A 21,160-nucleotide genomic window follows, 5' to 3' on the forward strand; every position below is an offset into this window, starting at 1 on the left:
CCAAGATTGACGCTAGCATACTTAGGTGACTTCCGAGCGTTTAATTGGCGGGAGCAGAGTCTATAGGTGGAGCAGGTTCTCCAGAATCGACTGGGGGGGCGCTATCCTCAGGGGGAACCGCAGGCTCTAAAGCTTCATCCGTTGGGACAGAATTTTCTGGTTGTGCGGGAGGCTCACTAGGAGGCTCACTTTGAGCGGCGGCTTGTCGGGCTTCAGCTTCACGAGCAGCTATAATCGCGTCTCGCTCAGCAGTCCAGTTAGCGATCGCGCCTTGAGCTTCTCCAGAGAGGGCTCGACCATAACCAATTTGTGACGCTAGATTAATCGCTTGGCTCAAATTCCCTTGGCTTGCTAAGGCATAAGCATCATTCAAAATCGGTCTGTCTTCTGCAATCTGGATTTGCGCCACCCAATCACTAACTGCACCCTGAGCTTCCTCATGCAAAGCTCGCCCCGAACGAATTTTGCCTGCCACTTCAATGGCTTTATTCAGATTTCCTTGTGTCGCTAAGGTTCGGGCTTCATCTAAGATGGGTTGGTCTTCAACAACCTGAATTTGGCGCTGCCAACTGGCGATCGCGGTTTGACCCTCAATCCGTAAGGCTCGACCTTGAGCAATTTGGCTAGCCGCTGCGATCGCTTGCCGCAAGCTACTCACGGTTCCCGCTTTAGCCAACTCCTGAGCTTGAGCGAGATAAGGCCGATCTTCTACGCGCTGAATTTCTTTTTGCCAATGGGCGATCCAGGTTTGGGCCTGCAATCGCTGTGGGCGACCGGGAGCTACTAACTTGGCTTGATCAATCGCCAGTTTCAACGCTGGCACTTGCCCTAAGTTGGCTAAGGTATGGGCAAATTGCAAATTGATCAAGTCTTGTCGTTGCATTTCCCAACGCTGTCTCTGAGCTTGCGCGGTCTTATAGAGGGGACGCTCTGGGTCAATTTGCCGTAATACTTCCAGCGCCGTCACCAAGCTCCACAGTTGTTCGTGTAGCGGTTTGCCTGGAATTTTACCCAATGCCGCTGCTTGGTAAGCTCGACTGAGGCGAATCACGTCTTGAGCTTCTGCAATGGCTGGCCCACCTTTCGGCACTCTACCTGCAATGGCGATCGCAGTATCCCACTGCTGTTGTTGGAGTTGCGCCGCCGCTAGCTTGAGTAAGGCTCGGCTCCAATTAGTTTTCTCGGTTTCCGCTTCTGCCTGAGCGTAGGTTTTGGGCGTCACCTTCTGCAACAACGCGATCGCCTGTTCTAAATCTTCTGGAGTATTCGTCTGCGCCAAGTTTTGCGCTCGCTGCAACTGTTGCCGAGCCAATCTCTCGACCGCAATCTGTTGCCTCAGACCCGTGGCTCGTTGCCGCCAATGGTCGTTCGCTAGACTGGACAGAGTCTGAGAGTGTTTCCAAGCGTCTTGCCACTTCTGGGCTTTAAGAGCCGCTTGAGCTTGGCGATAAATTCCTTCTCCTCGGTTCCAGTCTTGTTTCCAAGCGGAGATTTCTGCCTGAGCGTCGGCATAGAGCGGGCTACTGGAGGGAATTTTTTGGGCAATCTGTACGGCTGCTTCTAACTGATTCTGAGCGATCTTCTGGTTGGCGATCGCGAGTAGGCCACGGGACCAGTCCGCTAAGGAGCTTTGAGCGCTGCTATAAAGTGGATGCTCGGGGGACCAGTGCTTCACCAAGTCGATACTGGCAATCAACTGCTTTACTTCGCCAGATTGAGCTGCTTGTTGGGCACAGTACAATCGTTCCGCATCGGCAGCCAAAGGAGAAATTTGCTCGCAATTGGGGGGAGGAGGCAGCATGGTCATCCATACCAGTGCCATTGCCCCCGTACCGCTACAAACCAAAACCACACTTAACCACAGCAGAGACCAGCCCCACCCCCGCTTCCGAGGAGTTTCTGGTGGAGCATCCGGAGACGGAGCTTCGGGCAATGGGGGACTCGTTTCTGGGGGGACTGCTTCTCCTCTAGCTTCAGGCATCTCTACATCCCGTCTAGCAGCAAAGCCAACAGAAGCGATGACCTCGGAGAGACGAGTCCTTTCAGGCCGAGGAGAGTCAGGTGGAATAGGTGCTTCAACCCCCTGAGCGGCGATCGTGGCATCCTCTGGAGGCTTAGATTCTGGTTTCAACTTCTCACTCCTGGCTCCTCTCTCCTCACTCAAAATTTCTGCCAATTCAGTTTTTGGCTGCGAGCTAGGTTGACGCCCCCGGTGCCAAGGTCGGAACTGAGGCCCAGCTTGAATACGGAATCGGTAGAATTGTCTTCTCGCCATGATTGCGGCTATTTTACGATTACCTAAGGAATCTCCTGTAACACCTACAACTTTTGCCAGAGGTGAAATCGATACAGGAGAACGGTCAAGATGTAGTGAGGAGCGAAGAATAGCAGTCAAACTGGCCTGCGTACAGGCAATCTAATCCAATACCCTAGTTATAAAGCAGGTATCCGGATCATTGAAGTCAAAAGTCGTCAAAAATGGGATAAGCCATAGAAATATTACGCTACATAAACTTTTGCCCCTGCCTTACTAAAAGGTGAGCGAGCTGTAGGAGTGTCACCCGACAGGCTTCATTAACTCTAACTTTAAGCATTTTGACCTCCCTGCAACCGAAATCGAATCATTAGTTCATCTATTCCGATTGCCTCCTTGAATTGTAGAAGCTGCTCCTAGCGATCGCGAAGCTTGACTCTTTCAATTAACCCAATTTGGCACCCATACTATCAAGCTAGGAGCGAGTAATCGCCTCAGTGGAGTTCAGCTAGCGAGAGCAAATCTGCTCATAGGAAGCACCGAGAGAGAACCCTTTTCTTCTAGATCCTTTCTCGGTGTAAAAGTGATGATGAGACAGCCTTACTAGACCAGAGCAATCAGGACAGACCTTTCTGCAAAGCCTGCCAGCGTTCCTAAGCTAATCTACAAAGAGCTATTGAAAATCAAGTGAGAATCAGGAGGCTTGAGTGGCAACCGCTTCAGTGCCACGATAACCAAAGAAATCAATCCGATAATCGGTGATTTTGACCCCAACTTGGGCTTCAATCTGCCGAATGATGTCTTCAGGTAGCTCGATATGAATATCTAAAATCTGATTTGTATCCAAGCAATTCACATGACTGTGAGAATCGCTGATATTGCCATAAAGACGGCCATCGGAGCGCTCAATACATTCAATAATGCCCTGGGCCGAAAGCGCTTCTAAGTTTTGATAAACCGATGTGTGCCCGATCGCCTTACCCTGACGATTGAGACGGTCATAGATTTCCCTAGCCGACAAGTGCTCCTGAGCCTGCCACAGCAACTCTAAAATGAAGCGACGTTGACGACTCAGACGCATTCCTAAAACCTGGCAACGGTTTAAGGCATCGTCTAGGGAGCGAATGGGTTTTGAGACTGCCACTTCATTTTGCATACTTCGTGCCCTTAGCCTATCTGATGCTCACTCAGGTACCCTCGTTGATCTTACTCACGACCTCAAGCACTGAATGTGCAATCGCGGCAGAGAGGCGGAGTAATTCTATCCGAATCTAACACCCACCAGCCAAAATGGCGATCGCAATTCTGAGATCTTTGAACCCAGAGGCAAATGACCAACGGTGGATGAATAATTAGTACTGAGATTGGCTTGTAATCTTCTGAGTCTATTATAGGCTAAATTTAAGCTAACACAAACTCACTACAACTTTACTTTAACGATCGGTCGTCGGACTCGCGCTGTAGCATACTTCACAGTGGGGGCAATAGCGGGGGCAATAATAGTGGCGGCAGAGGCTGCAGGTAGTTGAGCCTGGGTCATGCGGTGAGCTTTGTCTAAGGCTTGTAAACTAACGAGCACGGCATTACGCACGACAGGTTCTGACTCTCGACTCAGCAACAACCGGAGATAATCAACCACTGCTCGCCGCTGGGCACGATCGGCCCCTGGAGTGGTGACCACTTGGGTTAGCTGACGCACCGCGATCAAGCGCTTCAGCGCATCTGAATCAGTTAAATCACTCACCAGCTGGTCAAACCGAGTGGTTGCTGGTTCCCTGTGATGATCTAGCAAGTGCCCAACCAACAGCACCAAAACCATCAATGTACCTAAGCCCTGGCAGATAGCTCCTGTGGCGCTCCAAAAGCTCTTGGCCTCGCTCCAAATGGCTAGCGAGATATAAGTGCTCAGAGTGGCAATGCTTCCGCTCGCTACTGCCAAAGCAAAACGCTGCTTTGCCCCACCCAACCTGCGACGCAGTTCGGCCCAAGGAATTTGCCAATTTCCCGCTTGCAGAGAGTCAGTGAGGATCATAATTAAAAGGCCGATCCCTAGAGCAAACAGTAATTTCCAGTGCCAAATTAGCAGCACGGTCATTACTGCCATACCCCACAGCCAACTTCTAGACCCTTGATCCCCAGAGCCGAGCCAGAACAGCTGCTTCAACGCTGCAACTGGAAACTCTGGCAGAGACGCCTGCATTTCGTTGAAGAGTTGCTGCCATCGAGATGAAGCCTGTGCCACGTTGCTTACCTTTACCTGCCCTACGCAAATTGAAGCATGAAGTTTGATCCACGAATCATTGAAGCATTCAAACTTCAAATCCGATTAGTTTGACCCTTAAGTTTTACTATCAGCATACTCAATTTGCCAAGGGAATACTGGGTTCTCCCGCAGAGGTTCCTGATTTAGCCTGATTTAGTTAGGGCTTTGAACGGCGATCGCCCCCTTGGGTGCTGTTCCTTTAACTTCTTGAACATCTGCTTCTGGAATTGAGAGCGCTGGGCAATCGGTGGAGCCAAGGCGTAAGTAGCGAATACACTCTTCAGGTGTTAGTTGGCGCAAGGTGCGATCGCGAGCCAACTTGAGTAGAATGTCCCAAGTTGCAGCCCACAGCCTCACTTTGCCATCGTCGCCTAAGGTCGCAACGTACTGGCCATCAGGGCTAAAGAAGGCTCGACGCACCCGGACGGGTTCGCTGCTAGTGCCAGAGGGCCGCAGTTGAGCTTGTTCAGTGCCCGTTTGGGTCTCCCACAGGCGAGCCGTACCATCCGCACTGGCCGTCACGAGCGATCGCCCATCTGGACTAAACTCAGCGTCTAACACAGGACCACGATGCCCTGTGAGAATGACCCGCAGTGTTCCCGTAGCAGCGTCAAACACTCTGGCTGTACCATCCCAGCTTGCGGTCACAACCAGTTGATTGTCCGGGCTAAAAAAGGCACTACTGACTACGTCTTGGTGCGGCAGCAAACGGACTAATCTCCCCGATGCCACATCCCAAATGCGGGCGGTGCGGTCCCAACTTGCGGTGATTACTCGTTGATTGTCGGAACTAAAGTGTGCCTGCTCAATGGTGGCATGATGCCCCTGCAAACGCTGCAACTGTTGCCCTGAAACGACATCCCATAACCGCACTGTTAAATCGTCCCCCAGCCCCAACAGTTTCTGGCTGTCTGGGCTAAAACTCATTTGTCGGATCGCCACAGGTCTATTAGCGATTGCTTTGGCATCCACCTGGGCCTTTAACGCCTCTAAACTTTGAAACCGTCTTAACAATCGCGGGTTCTGGTCACCTGGCATCTGCAAAATTTCAATCCAACCATCACTCTTAGCCACCGCCAAAGTTTGACCATCAGGGCTCAGAGCCAGAGCACTTAAAGTTGCCCCAGAGGCAAAGCGGCTCAACAAAGTCTGGGCCAATTGCATCTGAGATTGAGTTGCCTGGTTGGTGATTGACACCCCAAATCGCTCCTCACTCGTTGTTTTCAAAGCATGTCCCGTGATGGGGTTGCCAGACAGATGCCAAGCTTGTAAGCTGCCTTCGGCGCTAGCCGTCACCATCCGACTGAGCAAGTTAGGAACGATTGAGGTCGAGCTGGCAGGATTACGATTGAAACCAGACTGAACATCGGGAGAAAAAGCTGCATTTGTCAGGCGAGAGTTTAACCGCGAAGGCAACGACCACAATAGTTCCAAGGTTCCGCGTGGCTCAGCTTGAGCGCTCAGTATCCCATTTTTCACGTTGGGTATTGAGGGTTGTAGAAACGTGGCCCACTGAATCGGTGCTTCTGGCATGGCTAGAGTCGGCAGTTCGCCGCCGGGTTGGGTAGCCCACAGGCGCACGACACTATCCTCACTCGCTGTGGCAATATAAGCGCCATCCGGACTAAACTGCGCCGCACCAATCGCGCCTTGATGCCCTCGCAATACGCTCACTTCTCGTCCGGTATAGACATCCCACAAATGTGCGGTATAAGCCGTAGTGCGATCGCCAACCTGATTCCGAGTCGTCGTCAGAATATAGTCGCCATCCGGGCTAAAGGTAATCGGCTCTGGCCCTGCATAGCGAATCATGGTGGGTTGGTCTTGAGCAGGCACTAACTTGGTTGCTGCCTGTCCAGAACGGAGGTTCCAAAGTCGCACTTGCTGGCTGGGATCAGCCGTCGCCAGCAATTTCTCATCGGGGCTGAAAATCACTTGAATGATGGGGGCCGACTGCGTTTGATGCGGTACTGGATGAGGCGTTGCCTGCGACAGCTTAAATCGGTGAGACCAAGGGCGATCGCTTTTACCTGCTGGTTTAGCTGTTGATTTATTGATTGATTTGTCTGTTGACCCGGAGACCGCGTTTGCGAGAGGCATTGTCGCCACTGGGCCTCGCTCCAATTCACTGGCCACATCCACTGTATGAGGCGCATCCCCTGTATGAGAGAAAGCTCGTTGCAGTTGACCCGTTTTGGCATTCCACAAGCGGGCCTGACCATCATCGCAGGCAGTAGCAATCCACTGTCCACCCTGGCTAAAAACAGCTTGGTTCACCGATCCTGGATGCTGTAACGCTTTCTGCACTCGCCCAGTCACGACTTGCCAAATTTGCGCTTTACCATCCGCACTGGCCGTCAGGAGCGATCGCCCATCGGAGCTAAATTGAATACTGTTAATCGGGCCTTGATGTCTGATTTGGATTTGCAATTTCCCAGTTTCGAGTTGCCAAACTCGCACCATTTGGTCAGCACTCGCAGCGGCAAACCATTGCCCTTGAGGACTAAAGGCAATTCGTCCCACTTCTCCGGTAAATCCTGTGAATTGCAACACAGGGGCTCCAGAGTCAACCGCCCAAATTCTGACTTGCCGCGTCCCTTTAGCGATCGCTGCCAACTGCTTACCGTCGGGGCTAAAAGCTAACGCTGTAATCGCGGATGGAGCAGAGGTTGCTGAGGCTGCTGGATTTGCCTTGCTGGGGCGGGCAGCAGGGATGCTCCCATCCCATTGCAAGATGCGTTCGGTAGTTTGAGATTGCAGCGACCAAATGCGAATCGTGCCATCTGCTCCGGCGGTGGCAATTCGGTTTTGACTGGGGCTAAAGGCGACCTGATGCACCGCCCCTTGGTGGCCTCGGAGTTCAACTTGTAGCTGCAATTTTTGCAAAGCGGCTCTCAAGCTGGCTTCTGCTTCATAGGTAGGTTTGCCGACTTCCGCAGCTAAGCGACTAATCAGCAGGGCAGCAGTGGGATCTCCATCTGATTCTTGCAAAATGGTTTGGGCGATCGCCGCTCTTTGCCGCGATGTGGCTACTTGAATTTGGTAGTCTTTCTCGGCTTGATTACTCACAGCCGTACGGTATTGATTAAACGAAACTGTCAGTGCCACCAATAGCGCACAAGGCACGGCAATTTGCAGAACCCTGGACTCCTTTTGCGCCTTATGGCTTTCCTCCTGACTCACTGCCACATACTGTTGCGCTAAAGCAGACAGTTCATCTGGGTAGCTGTGCAAAAAGTCTTCTGCATCAATGAGTCGGCCACCTCGGAGCAAATACTCCGCCTCTAGGGGTTGTTCAGCTCGTTGCCATTCACGAGTTGCTTGTTCAATGCGCCGCTGTCGCCGTAACATTTCGCGGTTTTCATCTAACCACATTCGCAACAAAGACCAGTTACGAATCAACGCTTCATGGGCGACATCGACCGTTTCGTAATATAGGGCTGAAGCTAAGCTGCCAGAGGGTGGCCAAGCAGAGTTAGCGCTAGTCAAGTTTCGTTCTACTGGCAAATTCGATCCGGTGATGCTTGAGTAGGCTGACCTAAGCGAGCCAAGTGCAGCGTTGGAATTCCGAGTCCAGGGTTTAGATGCGTCTTGGTTAGCTTGGGCAAACCGTAAAGCAGTTGAGAGAGGTGGATTGGGGTGCAGAAGGGTCAATGGGGCTCCCGTCTCATCCACCTGGGAGGTGCTAGCTGGGACTTGATTCGTCACGACCAACTTGGCAACTATCAACTTTTCTAGGACTTGTTCTACTAGCTCTGCAGGAAACCGAGGGCTGATCAGTTCTGCTTTCAGAATGCGACGACGGGTATCTTCTGTGCCTTCGCCCAATTGAGTCAGCGCCAGAAAAATCCGCTGGGCCACTCGCTGTTCTTCTGGAGCAAGACTACAGAAAATTTCGGTGGCTCGTTTTTGCAAGGTGCCCCGAACCCCACCTAATTCGGTGTAAGCATTGAGAGTTAGGCGAGATGGCTCCCCGTTTTCACCTTCTTGTCGCCGCTCCCATAGCTCTAGCAGCGTGTACTGGAGCAGGGGCAACTCCCCTGGCGCACCTACCACATCTAACAACATGGTGTAAATCAAATTAGGCTCACAGACCAGCCCAACTTTTTGGGCCGGACGCACAATCGTCGCCTTGATTTGTTCGTAGGTCAGCGGAGTGACAGTCACTAGATTTTGCTCAATTTTCTGCGCCAGCTGATTGTAGAGGGAGCATTTGCCAAAAAAGTCAGCCCGCAGGCCAATCACAATACTGAGATAGTGTCCTGCGTCTTGCAATGCCCCAACCAAGCAGTTGAAGAAACGGTAACGCTCCTGCTCGGACTGTGGCCCCTGACCCAGGGTAAAGACTTCCTCAAACTGATCAATGATCAAAACTAAGCGAGATCTAGCAGAGCTATGAGTCTCTGTATCCTTTTGGCTGGCGATCGCACTGGCTTGAGCCAATTGGGCTAGACCAGAGCCACCATCTTTGAGGAAGCCTTCGGCTCGGCGCAACTGCTCGGCCCGCTCCAGACCTGTAGCTTGCGGGTCAATGAACGCATGAGCCAAACTTCTCAGCGGATGCTCGCCAGGGGTAATCAGCTTAATCTGCCAGCGATCGCTCCCCGAAAACTTATTGCCCTTGCGTAACTCATGGATTAAGCCTGCTCGTAGCAGCGACGATTTACCGCTACCCGATGCCCCCACCACCGCCACAAACTTGCCATGCCGTAGCTTGTCAATCAGTTGATCGGTTAAATCTTCGCGACCAAAAAAATACTCCGCGTGAGATTCATCAAAAAACTCTAAACCTCGGTAGGGGCAGATCGTTTGAGATTTAATGCTGAGTATCGTTGTGGGGGGTCTGGTACAACGCGTGAGAATAATCTCGCTACCAGAGTTTTCAAATAGCGGTTGTTGCACTTCTGTTTTTAGCGCATTGCTCACCGCATGGGTCAGCGAATAATTAGTGACGACCCCAGTCTCATTCCTTTTCGGATCAAGCCCATTTAAGACTGCTTGGGTAAAAACACTGTAGGCACTATCGAGCGACTCATAGGCTGTTTCGTATTCTCTCGAAGCTGCCATAAATAGGCGATCGGTACCCGCATAAGCCCCGGGATCAGCCTCCAACATGTTGAATAGTTCACCACTATGGCAGCAGTCGAGCCAAATGATGCGCTGTCGTACAGGGCTTTCTTGCAGAAGTCGTCGCAGCCAAAACAGAGATAAACCGTAAAACCCTACCTCTGGATTAGAGTCACCTAGGGCTAAGTATCCTTCCTGAATCCCTGCATCTTTTTGTAAACCATGCCCCGAAAAGTAAAACAAGGCCGTGTGAGGAATGTTGTTACCTTTGGGCTTAAAAAGTCGAATCAGAGCTGCCTCTAACTCTCGCAGAGTCACTTGAGTTTTGAGACCCACTTTCGTCTGCACCGTTCCAGAAACATTGTCAGTTGCCACGATTTCTGGTAGACGTGTAACTCGGAATTCACCATAAGTTTGCAATTGTTGAGCGATCGCCTCGGCATCTCGCGCTGGAGCATTAAGGCTAGGCAAGTATTGATAGGCATTAATTCCGACAACTAAAGCATCCCGCGACATGATCCATTATTCCTGGCAACACCCTGACAGAGAGAGGTAAGAACCTGGCTTAACTCCCCCGCTCAATGGACAGTTTCAAACCGAACCTAAAATATAAACCCGTAAAAGATTCGCAACTTCAATCTCAAGCTTTCAATTACCAAAGCCATAGAAGAAATCACGACTTACTTGAAGTTTTTTCCCAACTTTCCAGCCCTTTTCCCAATAGCTATGAGATTAATTATTTCTTCTCTAACTAGGGTTTACAGCTAAAGAAAATAACAATATCAACTATCTAAAGTTGGATTTAGAGCTTAAGGCTATACAAGTTAGATCTTTTAGGTTTTCAATCCATCTCATTTATCAAAACCAGGTTGAGACGCTTATTAAATTTCAATATTGTCAAAATATCGGAATGTAGAGTTCTTGTAAAAGGGGGTGATAACCCCTACTTCAGGTTGATTGAATTTAACAAGAAATCTGACTCACAAGTACCTGTAGGCAAGGATTGTAGAGAGCTAAACTCCAAAATTAATCGTGTACTATACCCTTGATCAGGTCTAAAAAAGATATGCGCTTTTTGGCTATCAAGTGAAATTACGGAGACTAAGTAATAACTCTGACTAGGAAAAACCCCTACCAAAAATACTGCCGTATAAATGCTGAGAAGCAACAGTTTTAGCGATCGCAACGCTTCTAAGAACAACAATTGGTCAAAGGAACTGTTATCTCAAGTCAACGATCTAAATCACATTTAAAATCTATTCAGATCACAAATAACTTAAAGACAAGAATTAAAAAAGTTTTCACTTAACTAGAAAGACTACAAACTGCTTTACAAAACTTAAAACAATACTAAGTTCTATCCTAGCGATCGCCGTTAGCTAAGCTTCGTTTTACGCTTTCAGCGCCTAAAACTTCAACGACTAAAACTGATGTCATCCACAGTAAGATGACCACCAAAGGCATAAAAGACAACTCGGTGAATATTGTTAGCGGTTAAGAACAGTTCAGCATTGGCAGGAATACTCGCGTGAGAATTAGCCAGATTGGCTGTTGCTAGTTCAACTTCGGCAATCAATTGATTGTTATAGTCGTAGGCTGACAAGACAGTGCGGCGAGAACCCGTAACAAACCCACCAACCGCAGACATAGGATGCAGAAATCTAGCTTCTATCACACCAGGCTTGGGGGCTCCCATCAAAACATTTCTGCCAGAGCGGGGTGGAAAGGCAGGATTCGAGGGATGTAGCGCGATCGCATTCTCAAAAACCACCCCTTGTCTCTGAAATTGATGGTTGACTACTTCAAAGCAAGCTAAATCTTCTAAATCAAGCTGCACCTGGGATGGCTGAGCCACTGCCAAACTCGACTCAGACCAAGGCTGAATCGGCAGAGCTGCTGTCACGGGCGATCGCTCTAATAGTTCTGGCACCAAGATTTCTGGTACCGATAGCTCTGGCACCGAACCCGTTGCTGCTAGGTCAGCCAGAGATGATTGATACTTTTTACAGGGGCTACTGTTATGAGTTTGGAAACCAAATGATTCTGCCATAACACCTCTTGGCGTGCCTGATGTATCGTGGCTGGGCGATGCATGCTGTGCAAGGTCAAAGCAAGACCTGCTCCAAGCCGCCACTCTGATAAGAGAGCGAGAATAAAGATCCCGGGACGGTAGTAGACACCCTGCCCCAACTTCCCAAAAAATTTCTTATCTGACTTCACTCGAATGGGTAAACCTAGAGGTTTGTAGCATTCTTTAAGTTTTAGTGAGGCCAAGGCTGCTTCGATCGCAACCGTTTCTTAGAGATGACTCTTAGGTAATTGATTTCAAGACCCCCTGCTTATGACTCATTGGGGTCAATCAACTATACCTAGGTCTTTTAACTCCGTAACACACCCTGATTCAAACCTGAAAGCACCCTTATTAAGAAAGGTAACGCAATATTCTCAGAAAGGCGAGAGATTCAACTGGATCAAGATTTTTACATCTTTTAATTTCCCTGTTTTTTCAGCGGTTAGATGTTTCCTACAGTACAGTTCTACTGCGTCGATAGGTTATGGCTATTTAGGCCGAGATTTGCTCAAATATAAACAAACTTTGTCAACACTTGACAAAATCTTCATATCTACACCAGCTCTAGGACGAGGTTGACCGAGTTATGTTTCTACCACCTGGCTTTCGCCAACATTCCATCCTGACCAGGTTGGGCAGAATGGTTTACTACACTGCCACCGCCGAGCCTTGGGTTACTGGCGAGACAGAACCCTCTAGCGATCGGGAAACCTTAGTGTTTCTACATGGGTTCGGGGGCGGTTCTTCTGCCTATGAGTGGTCCAAAGTCTACCCAGCCTTTGCTAGCGACTACCGGATTTTAGCTCCCGACTTAATTGGCTGGGGTCGCTCTGAGCACCCTGAGCGCAACTATCAAATTGACGACTACCTCACGACTATTACGGAGTTTTTGGAGCAAACCTGTTCTGGACCGACGACTGTCATTGCTTCGTCACTCACCGCAGCCTTCACGATTCGAGTGGCGATCGCTCGCCCAGAACTGTTCAAGTCTCTGATTTTGACGACCCCTGCGGGTCTCTCCGACTTTGGTGAAGACTACACCCGCAGCTTTTTCGCCCAACTGGTTAGTACTCCCATTCTCGATCGACTCCTTTACAGTGCTGGAGTTGCTACAACTGGAGGGATTCGTAGCTTTCTGGAGCAACGCCAATTTGCCCGTCCAGAGCGAGTGTACTCAGAAATTGTTGCCGCTTACCTAGAATCCGCGACACAAGCGAATGCTGAATATGCGGCACTGGCTTTTGTCCGGGGCGACTTGTGTTTCGATCTATCCCAGTACATCACCCAACTGACCGCTCCCACCGCAATTATTTGGGGTCGCCAGTCTCAATTCACTGGGCCAGAAATTGGTCGCCGCTTAGCAGACTTGAATCCTCAAGCCATTCGAGTGTTCAAGCAGCTAGATGAGGTGGGCTTAACACCACAACTAGAGCTACCGGGCGTTACGGTTGGGTTAATTCGGCAGTTTCTCCAAGACCCCAGGCTTAAATAGCTAGTTATTGTTCAGTCTGATGTCAACCACGCTGGCATTGAAGTCGTACAAAGTACCTTGTAGCTGGACAACACTGCCAATCTTGATCTTGCTGTTTCCTAAAACAGGACCATCCTTGTTAACTTGGGCTCTACCACCAACCGTAATCAGCAAATCCGTGCTGTAAGACAACTCTGAACGAGGATCGGGGATCACTTTAACCGAGCCGTCTGGTTGGGTAATGAGAACATTACGAGGTAACACCTGAACCGACTTGAGATCCACTTCACCATAAGGCTGATTGCGGATCACAAGGCTGGTTTTCTTGGCACTTTGAAAGTCTTGAATAAATCTTTGGGGATTGCTGACACTCAAGCCTTTGGCAATGAGGTCAACCTCAATCGGCTTCGTTGCGTTGTTGATCTGAGCCACGCTTCCGGTACCGGGAACCAAAAAGATGCCAATGACCACCAGCAAGATCACGAGAGCGGCACCCACATCAAGAATGCTAACTTTGCCGAATAAACGACCTTGAGAGTCCAAAATAGCCATACAAGCTTACCTTGCTGATATCGGAGAAACGAATGAAAGAAATGACTAGGAATTGGCTCTAACAATTCCACGGGAAGCTGCCGCAACTCTGTGTCAGATTACCATAACTTGCAGGCCAAGAATTTATGCACCTGAAACGGTTGGGCTGGCTGAAAAGCCGTGATTTTGAGTTGGGAGCACAGCGGTCTAGCTATCCCGGCTGTAGCTCAAGCAATGAAATTTGTTGTCTTGATCCAGTGCAACTTTGAGCCTTAGATCTACGTCTAGAATCCTCATAAGGCTCTCAGACTAGGTCTGATATTTCGAGTTCCCTTAAAATTCAGCTTTTTTCTATTCTCCTCACATATCTATTGATCTGACCATGCTCAACCGCTTTTCTCTTCCCTTTCGGCGTTCTGCTCGCCGCTGGCTTTATCCCTTCATTTCCTTTGCGATCGCCTTAGGGCTAGTTGTGGGTTCTCCGAGTCCGAGTCCTGCTCTGCCTTGGGCCGACTTAATCTTCCGAGGCGTGCAAATTATTCAGCTCTCCAAGATATCCGATCGCGAAGAGGTAGCTATTGGTCGCCAAATTAATCAGCAGTTGTTGAATAGCGAGTTTCGGCTCTATCGCAATCGAGCTATCAACGAATACGTTGATCAAATTGGTCAGCGATTAGTGGCTAAGAGTGAGCGCCCTCAGATCCGTTACACATTTCAAGTGGTAGAGGATGACCGGGTAAATGCTTTTGCCACAGCAGGCGGCTACGTTTATGTCACCACAGGTTTGATGAGAACCGCAGATAATGAAGCCCAGCTAGCCAGCGTCTTGGGTCATGAAGCGGGACATATCGAAGGTCGTCACCTCTTACAACAAATGCGGCAAACGGCGATCGCTCGTGGTGTAGCGACAGCAGCGGGACTCGATCGTAGTACCTTGGCAGCGATCGGTGTCGAACTTGCCCTCAAGCGTCCCAACAGCCGCCAAGATGAGTTTGAGGCTGACGAAAGAGGTCTGCGGATTTTAAGTAGAGCAGGCTACGCCCCATCTGCGATGGTCGCCTTTATGGAGAAACTCCTCCGAGGCGGATCGCTTCCCACCTTTTTGAGCACTCACCCCAACACCAAAAACCGTATTGAGGCACTCAAGCGCAGTATCAACACAACCAATACCACCACAAGCACTACCACCAGCACCACTGGCAGCACTATCAGCTCTGGCAATGGCTTAGATAATGCGACATACAGAGCTAAGATCCAGCCTCTGCTCAGTCGCTCTTGAATCTGGCACCCCTTTCCTTCAGAGGTAGGCTTGTATGAAACCACCCTGCTTCCCTTCAAAGGAAGGGGGTTTTGTTTCTAGGATCTACATTCCTAAGAGCGGAGCATTTGGTGGCGAGCAATAATTTGGGAAGGCTCCACTTGGGTAATGGCTTCATCCAAGGGCATTGTTCTCACTTCTGGCTGCCAGACATTGACTTGATAAACCCGACGATTGGTAATATCGACTCCAGTAAGCCAGCCGCTCTTTTGGTGATAGGCTCCCGTGTCAATATCTAACCATCCTCTCCCTTGGGCTACTGCGCCAGGAGACACCCCTGGCAACGTGAAGGTAATTGTGTGTCCCGTCACAATTAATTTATCAGGGAAATAAGGCTTAGTAATGCTGTGAAATTCTTCTCGAATCCAGCAAAACTCATGAGAGGTTTGGTCTGCGAGAGGCAATTCCGGATGTACACCCGCATGCACCAACCAAATATCTCCCAAATCCATGTACATGGGCAGGGTCTTGATCCACTCCAAGTGCTCTGCCAATAAATCCATGTTCTTGTAGCTAGCCACCGTCGCTTGGCCGCCGCTATAGAGCCAAGCCTGTAAGCCTGGTCCAAACGCCCGTCCTTTGGGAAAAGCATCAATCATCAGTTGCTCATGATTTCCCAGCAGGCAGTGGTAGTCGCTTTTCTGCACAAAGTCAACCACTTGGGCGCTGCGTGGGCCGCGATCGATGAGGTCGCCCAGAAAATAAACTTGGTCATCTCCATCAGGAGCGATCGCCTCCAGCAAAGTCATCAAGCCATCATAATGACCATGCACATCCCCGATGAAAATGCGGCGGCGGGTAGATTCGCTCATCCAGTCCTCTCAATGCAAACAATTCAGCAAGGCTTCAGAGCTAGCCTGGATAGCTTCTACTTGTCAGTAAAGAGGAGCTATGGGAAGCACTGAACTTCTTCATATAGTATGCCCTGACTCCTCTTGGCAATCGCACCATGATTGTGCTCAAAAGTACCCTTTCTCATGCCCACGCTACTGGGTTAAAGCCTTGAGAAATCGCTGAAGCTCAGTCATAAAGCTGGTTTTAGGAGCAGTTGCAGGAGATTCAGGAGTTCCAGTGGATTGTCCTAAAAGGCGATCGATTTCGTCGCCAGCAGGCTTACTCGTAACTTCAGCAATCAATTTGTAATCATCTTCCTGCTCTAGCCAGACCTGCCAAGGATCAGGGTAGCAGCGCAGCAAAGCACCGTTTTCCAGGGGACGCAGATAATAGCAAGACTCAAACGTACTGAGGAACCGGGTGCGTAACTGCCGCCCAGCATAGCCTAAGCCTACAGTAGCGATATCTTCTAGAACAGGATTTAAGAGAATGAAGGGACGCTCTCCCGCTTCGTCGGCCATTTTTTGCACATCACCGACTTCTACAGAAGTGGGAGCAACTACAAGAAAGGCGCGGTCTTCTGGTAGCATCTTGCCCTTCAGCTCACCAATGCCCCGAATTTCAAAGGGTTTTTCTCCCCAGTCTCGTCGAGCCAAAGCAGCGGCTCCAGCATCGGAAAAGAAAACTTTGAAGTTGGCACCCAAATCTTCAAAAATACTCAAAAACTGCTCGGCGATCGGCATGGGTTTGAGTTCGGGGAAGTTGAGTTCCACCTGGATACGGCAAACGCCAGCTTCTAGGGCTGCCTGGGTTGCGACTTTGGCTTGCTCGATCGCGTCTTCAAGGGTTTTAGGAAGTTCAGCCATTGCTAATCAAATTTCTTAGGGCCTATGGGTTGGGAGGCAAAGGTAGCTAGCCAGTTATGCACGGCTCCCCACTAATTGTACGGGCATGAGTCGCTCTAAAACCTGCTGAAACACAGTTGCAGTCCAATCAATATCTGCTGCGGTGGTGTCTCGGCCCAAGGTGAACCGGATGCCGCCTTTCGCCAAGCGATCGCTATACCCCATTGCCAACAAAATCGGGCTGGGAGTAGTTTTGCCGCTATGACAAGCAGAACCAGCACTAATGGCAATACCCGCTAAATTCATTTGGCGCACCAAAGTTTTGCCGTTCAAGGTTTCGCCATCGGTGCCTTGCAGACACACGCTGACATGGTGCGGCAAACGATTCCAACGATCGCCCGTAGGAGTCACGCCTGGAATGGCAAGTAGTTGATCAAATAAGCGATCGCGCAGTCGGATTAAGCGAGGCGTTTCGGTAGCGAGTTCCACGATCGCCAGTTCTGCGGCTACACCAAATCCTGCGATCGCGGGCACAGCTTGAGTCCCAGAACGCAGCTTAAATTCCTGTCCCCCGCCCCCCATCAGTGGCACTAACTCCACCCCAGGGCGAACATATAAAGCGCCAGAACCTTGCGGCCCATACAACTTATGGCTAGACAGCGACAACAAATCCACTGGAAGCTGCTGTACATCTAACTGCAAGCGACCTGCGACCTGCACTGCATCGGTGTGAAACAACGCCCCATGATTGTGAGCAATTTCCCCTAGCAACTGAATCGGCTGCAAGGTACCGATCTCACTCTGGCCGTAAATGATGGAAACCAGAACCGTATTACTTTGCAAGGTATTACGCAAATCTTGAGGGTTCACCCGCCCCTGAGCATCCACAGGTAAACGAGTCACCTGCCACCCCCACTGCTCCAGTAAGCGCACAGGCTCCGCGATCGCCGAATGTTCCACGCTAGAAATAATTAGATGTTGAGGCGTGGGGTACTGCCGAGCGACTCCCAAAATCGCCAAGTTATCCGATTCAGTGCCCCCCGACGTAAACACGATCGCCTCAGGAGGAGCATTAACCAAACTAGCGACCTGAATGCGGGCTCGTTCTACCAAGGTCGCAGCTCGGCTGCCCCACTCATGCAAACTAGAAGGATTGCCCCACTGTGCCGTCAAAGCCTGCTGCATCACAGCGATCGCTTCGGTACGAGGGGGAGTTGTCGCACTGTAATCCAAGTAGATTTGCATGAGGTAATAGCGTTCTAAAACTCTAAGTAAAAGCGTTGCTTTCTTCCAGCATACCTTTCAATCTAGAGCCCACCTGTTGACGAACAATATCCTGCCTTTGGTCTGGCATTAAAAACGGTTTGCAGAAAAATTTGTATCGCTGATGACAGAAACGCTTCAAGGTGGCTGCACCTTGGGATAGACCTAGCTAAGCAGCTTTATTTACTTCTAGGCTGAGGAACTTCTATCCGGCGCTGCATAGGATGATCGCAAGTCTCAGGATGAAAACGGAGCTTATTTAATATGGCGCAAGAACAACAAAGCTTACCTCAAGAAGCCCAACAACTTCCCGAATCAGCCCAGAAGATCTTCCAAGCTGCGATGCAGAGTGCTCAATCGGATGGCATGTCGGAAGAGGGAGCGATGAATGTGGCTTGGACCACCGTCAAGCATGATTACATTCAAGGCGACGATGGTAAGTGGCAGCGCAAGCCCGAAGACGAGCACAGATATAAGTCAACGGTTGTCAGCGGCAACTAAAAAGTGTGGCTCTGGAGCGACGACGAGAACCACAACTAAATGCATTCCAGAATCCCAGATTACCTTTAACCCCTCACAGAACGTGCTAGGGGTTATTTTTAATTCTTGTCTGAGACTAAGCCGATTGATTGCGAGACATTGCCACTCAAGTTGCAAGTGGGGCCGAAAGAATGGAAAACAATGCGATTTTAGAAATCCGTGTACAGAACTTGCTACTGAAACTAGAAGACATGGAGCGAAGACAAGACTCTACGGTCAAAGCAATTTTTCAGCTTTACGAAGCAGTGCGCTGGCTGAATGCAGGCAATCACGAACGAGTAGCCAGTGAACTGGAAGACGCCATTATGACGTTACAGGAAGCCGCGAAAAAACCTCATTAGGCAAGTTTGAGCTTGGGCTGGATGGTGAGGATGCCATAGGCTAGGGGCAACCTCTAGACATGCATTCTTCATTGCCGTCAGGAGCGCTATTTTGCTTTTCCGGGTTCCCTTCCAATCGCGTTTTTGTTTGAGCCTGCTGCTGATTTTGAGCTTGACCGCTTGCCAACAAGTCCAGTCTCAGCCCCAGCAATCTGTACCTGCACCACTGCCCCAAGACCCGTTAGTTCAGACTTACTTCAATCATGAACCTGCTGCCGAATACACCGAGCCTTACCGCCAACAAACTCGGCCTGGTGACAACTTAGAGCAGCAAATTATTGACGCGATCGCCTCGGCTCAATCTACCGTAGATGTCGCGGTGCAAGAGCTGCGGTTGCCCAAGATTGCTCAAGCTGTGATTGAGCGGCAAAAAGCCGGAGTAAAGGTGCGGGTGATCTTAGAAAACACCTACAGTCAACCTTGGAGCGCCATCACCGAGGCTGAACTGGCGAAGCTGCCCGAACGAGAGCGCGATCGCTATGAGGAATACCAAAAACTCGCGGACCAAGACCGTGACGGCAAACTCACGCCTGAGGAAATCAATCAAGGCGATACCTTAGTGATGCTGAAGCAGGCCCAAGTGCCTTGGATTGATGACACCGCCAATGGCTCTGCTGGCAGCGACTTGATGCACCATAAGTTTGTGGTGGTGGATGGACAGCGATTGGTCATCACTTCGGCCAATTTCACGACTAGTGACATTCATGGGGATTTTTCCCGCCCTGCCAGCCAAGGTAACGCCAATAACATGCTGCGGATTACCAGTGCAGAATTAGCCAGCTTATTCACTCAAGAGTTTAATGCCATGTGGGGAGATGGCCCTGGAGGCAAACCTGATAGCAAGTTTGGTCTGAAAAAACCATTTCGGGCTCCCCAAACAGTGGTTCTAGGCAGTACTTCGGTCACCGTACAGTTCTCACCCACCAGTCCCTCTCGTCCTTGGAGTCAAAGCGGCAACGGCCTGATTGGCAAAACCCTAAGTACTGCTCAGCGATCGATCAATTTGGCCTTGTTTGTATTTTCCGAACAGCGCTTAGCGAACGTTCTGGAAAAAAATCATGAACGAGGCGTACAGGTACAGGCTGTGATCGATCCGGGTTTTGCCTATCGTTCTTACAGTGAAGCCTTGGACATGCTGGGCGTTGAGCTTAAAGACAAGTGTCGCACTGAACCCAACAATCATCCTTGGCAAAACCCTATCAGTACGGTCGGAGCACCACGACTACCACCTGGAGATTTATTGCACAACAAGTTTGGCGTTGTTGACCAAGCAACTGTGATTACGGGTTCCCACAACTGGACTAATGCTGCCAACACAGGCAATGACGAGACTCTGCTCGTAATTGAAAGCCCAACGGTAGCCGCTCACTACGAGCGGGAATTTGAGCGACTCTATACCAATGCCATTCTGGGCGTGCCTCCTGCGGTTCAACGCAAAATTGCCGCCCAGGCTAAACAGTGTCCGTCGGTTCAGCTCCAGCCCCCAACTAATCCAGTAGTGAACCTAAACACAGCTAGCCTGCAAGAAATAGAAAGTTTGCCAGGTGTCGGCCCCACTCTAGCCCAGGGAATTATCCAAGCGCGTCAGCAAAAACCATTTACTTCACTAGCTGATCTCGATCGCGTGTCCGGTGTAGGGCCAAAACTCCTCAATCGTTTAGAGCCTTACGTCACTTGGTAAAGTTAGCGACCCGTTTTTGAGGCGCATCCACTCGCAATTCCATCTCTGCATGGCTCACGGTTAACCAAGGCTGCCCGAAATTAATCTGAGCCAGTAGACTATTTGGCGGAACTTCTAAGTGACCCTTAACAAAGCCCAAACGTGAATCTAAATGGGCTCCAAAAGAGAGCAAAGCTGAATCTAATAGGCTAAAGCTAGTGGCCGAGAAGGGTTGTCGCCAAAGCGAAAAAGGTGGTTCGTAGCGTAACGAGCAAAGCAGGCGATCGCCCTGTTTTACGCTCACTCGCTGAGTTTCTCCTGACTCCCATGTGAAGTCTGCCAGTTCTTTAGGCAACCCCCAAATTTCTCGACCTCCCGCCACCGAGTCAAGATGATCGACATAGATATGCGTCACCCAGCCGCCAATATTGCCACTCTGACGGATCAGCGTAGCCACAATTAGCTCGTTGTACTCCAAGGCTGACCCCGCCTGATAAGCGCTGAGATAGACACTGCTAATGGCTTTTCCAGGCCACGGCTCTACCACCTCTAAACCCAATGGCAGTAGCGATCGCACGGAGGCACTATCTACGAGGTGCAATGTTTGTAAAGCGTGGCCTCGCAAAGTCCAGGGCGCAGGTGGATAAGGCACGGTATTGTTCT

At 50.1% G+C, this 21,160-nt stretch carries 15 protein-coding genes; 5 read left to right on the forward strand and 10 right to left on the reverse strand.

Annotation, left to right across the window (positions count from 1 at the left end; translation table 11 throughout):
• Nucleotides 1–40: 40 nt before the first annotated feature.
• The 5 genes from KME12_22230 to KME12_22250 all read right to left on the reverse strand — a co-directional run bounded on the left by KME12_22230 (nt 41) and on the right by KME12_22250 (nt 11,634).
• Nucleotides 41–2,275 (reverse strand): hypothetical protein, encoded by a 2,235-nt coding sequence (locus tag KME12_22230; protein ID MBW4490506.1) that lies wholly within the window; start codon nt 2,273–2,275, stop codon nt 41–43.
• 673 nt (nt 2,276–2,948) lie between these two features.
• Complete coding sequence (locus KME12_22235) at nt 2,949–3,410, reverse strand: transcriptional repressor (GenBank protein MBW4490507.1); 462 nt, start codon at nt 3,408–3,410, stop codon at nt 2,949–2,951.
• Nucleotides 3,411–3,674: 264 nt separating this feature from the next.
• A complete protein-coding gene (locus KME12_22240; GenBank protein MBW4490508.1) occupies nt 3,675–4,496 on the reverse strand; it encodes a hypothetical protein in 822 nt (273 codons plus the stop codon).
• A gap of 174 nt (nt 4,497–4,670) precedes the next feature.
• Complete coding sequence (locus KME12_22245) at nt 4,671–10,100, reverse strand: caspase family protein (protein MBW4490509.1); 5,430 nt, start codon at nt 10,098–10,100, stop codon at nt 4,671–4,673.
• Nucleotides 10,101–10,998: 898 nt separating this feature from the next.
• The gene (locus tag KME12_22250) at nt 10,999–11,634 is read right to left on the reverse strand and encodes a hypothetical protein (GenBank protein MBW4490510.1); all 636 of its coding nucleotides are present in this window, start codon (nt 11,632–11,634) and stop codon (nt 10,999–11,001) included.
• Between the two features lie 607 nt (nt 11,635–12,241).
• Between KME12_22250 and KME12_22255 the strand changes: the two genes are divergently transcribed.
• Nucleotides 12,242–13,147: an alpha/beta hydrolase gene (locus KME12_22255; GenBank protein ID MBW4490511.1), complete on the forward strand. Its 906-nt coding sequence runs from the start codon at nt 12,242–12,244 to the stop codon at nt 13,145–13,147.
• On the opposite strand, the gene KME12_22260 is transcribed toward KME12_22255, so the two are convergent.
• Nucleotides 13,148–13,678: a DUF4330 domain-containing protein gene (locus tag KME12_22260; protein MBW4490512.1), complete on the reverse strand. Its 531-nt coding sequence runs from the start codon at nt 13,676–13,678 to the stop codon at nt 13,148–13,150. It abuts the gene before it with no gap.
• A gap of 361 nt (nt 13,679–14,039) precedes the next feature.
• On the opposite strand from KME12_22260, the gene KME12_22265 reads away from it, so the two are divergent.
• Entirely contained in the window at nt 14,040–14,936 is an 897-nt protein-coding gene (locus KME12_22265; GenBank protein ID MBW4490513.1) for a M48 family metalloprotease, read from the forward strand.
• A 92-nt stretch (nt 14,937–15,028) separates the two neighbouring features.
• On the opposite strand, the gene KME12_22270 is transcribed toward KME12_22265, so the two are convergent.
• From KME12_22270 to KME12_22280, 3 genes are all read right to left on the reverse strand, one after another.
• On the reverse strand, nt 15,029–15,787 hold the full coding sequence (locus KME12_22270; protein MBW4490514.1) for a serine/threonine protein phosphatase: 759 nt from the start codon (nt 15,785–15,787) through the stop codon (nt 15,029–15,031).
• A gap of 174 nt (nt 15,788–15,961) precedes the next feature.
• A complete protein-coding gene (locus KME12_22275; GenBank protein MBW4490515.1) occupies nt 15,962–16,675 on the reverse strand; it encodes a DUF1995 family protein in 714 nt (237 codons plus the stop codon).
• A 54-nt stretch (nt 16,676–16,729) separates the two neighbouring features.
• Nucleotides 16,730–17,899: a cysteine desulfurase gene (locus KME12_22280; protein MBW4490516.1), complete on the reverse strand. Its 1,170-nt coding sequence runs from the start codon at nt 17,897–17,899 to the stop codon at nt 16,730–16,732.
• Nucleotides 17,900–18,181: 282 nt separating this feature from the next.
• On the opposite strand from KME12_22280, the gene KME12_22285 reads away from it, so the two are divergent.
• The 3 genes from KME12_22285 to KME12_22295 all read left to right on the forward strand — a co-directional run bounded on the left by KME12_22285 (nt 18,182) and on the right by KME12_22295 (nt 20,518).
• Nucleotides 18,182–18,418, forward strand: a complete 237-nt coding sequence (locus KME12_22285) for a ChaB family protein (protein ID MBW4490517.1) — start codon at nt 18,182–18,184, stop codon at nt 18,416–18,418.
• 170 nt (nt 18,419–18,588) lie between these two features.
• Entirely contained in the window at nt 18,589–18,798 is a 210-nt protein-coding gene (locus KME12_22290; GenBank protein ID MBW4490518.1) for a hypothetical protein, read from the forward strand.
• A gap of 88 nt (nt 18,799–18,886) precedes the next feature.
• Nucleotides 18,887–20,518 carry a helix-hairpin-helix domain-containing protein gene (locus KME12_22295; GenBank protein ID MBW4490519.1) on the forward strand — a complete coding sequence of 544 codons (1,632 nt, stop codon included), beginning with the start codon at nt 18,887–18,889 and terminating at the stop codon, nt 20,516–20,518.
• Here the strand turns inward: KME12_22295 and KME12_22300 are convergent.
• The gene (locus KME12_22300) at nt 20,508–21,149 is read right to left on the reverse strand and encodes an acetoacetate decarboxylase family protein (protein MBW4490520.1); all 642 of its coding nucleotides are present in this window, start codon (nt 21,147–21,149) and stop codon (nt 20,508–20,510) included. The genes KME12_22295 and KME12_22300 overlap by 11 nt on opposite strands.
• Nucleotides 21,150–21,160: the final 11 nt, after the last annotated feature.

Source organism: Trichocoleus desertorum ATA4-8-CV12, from assembly GCA_019358975.1.
In the GTDB taxonomy this organism is placed as follows: domain Bacteria; phylum Cyanobacteriota; class Cyanobacteriia; order FACHB-46; family FACHB-46; genus Trichocoleus; species Trichocoleus desertorum_A.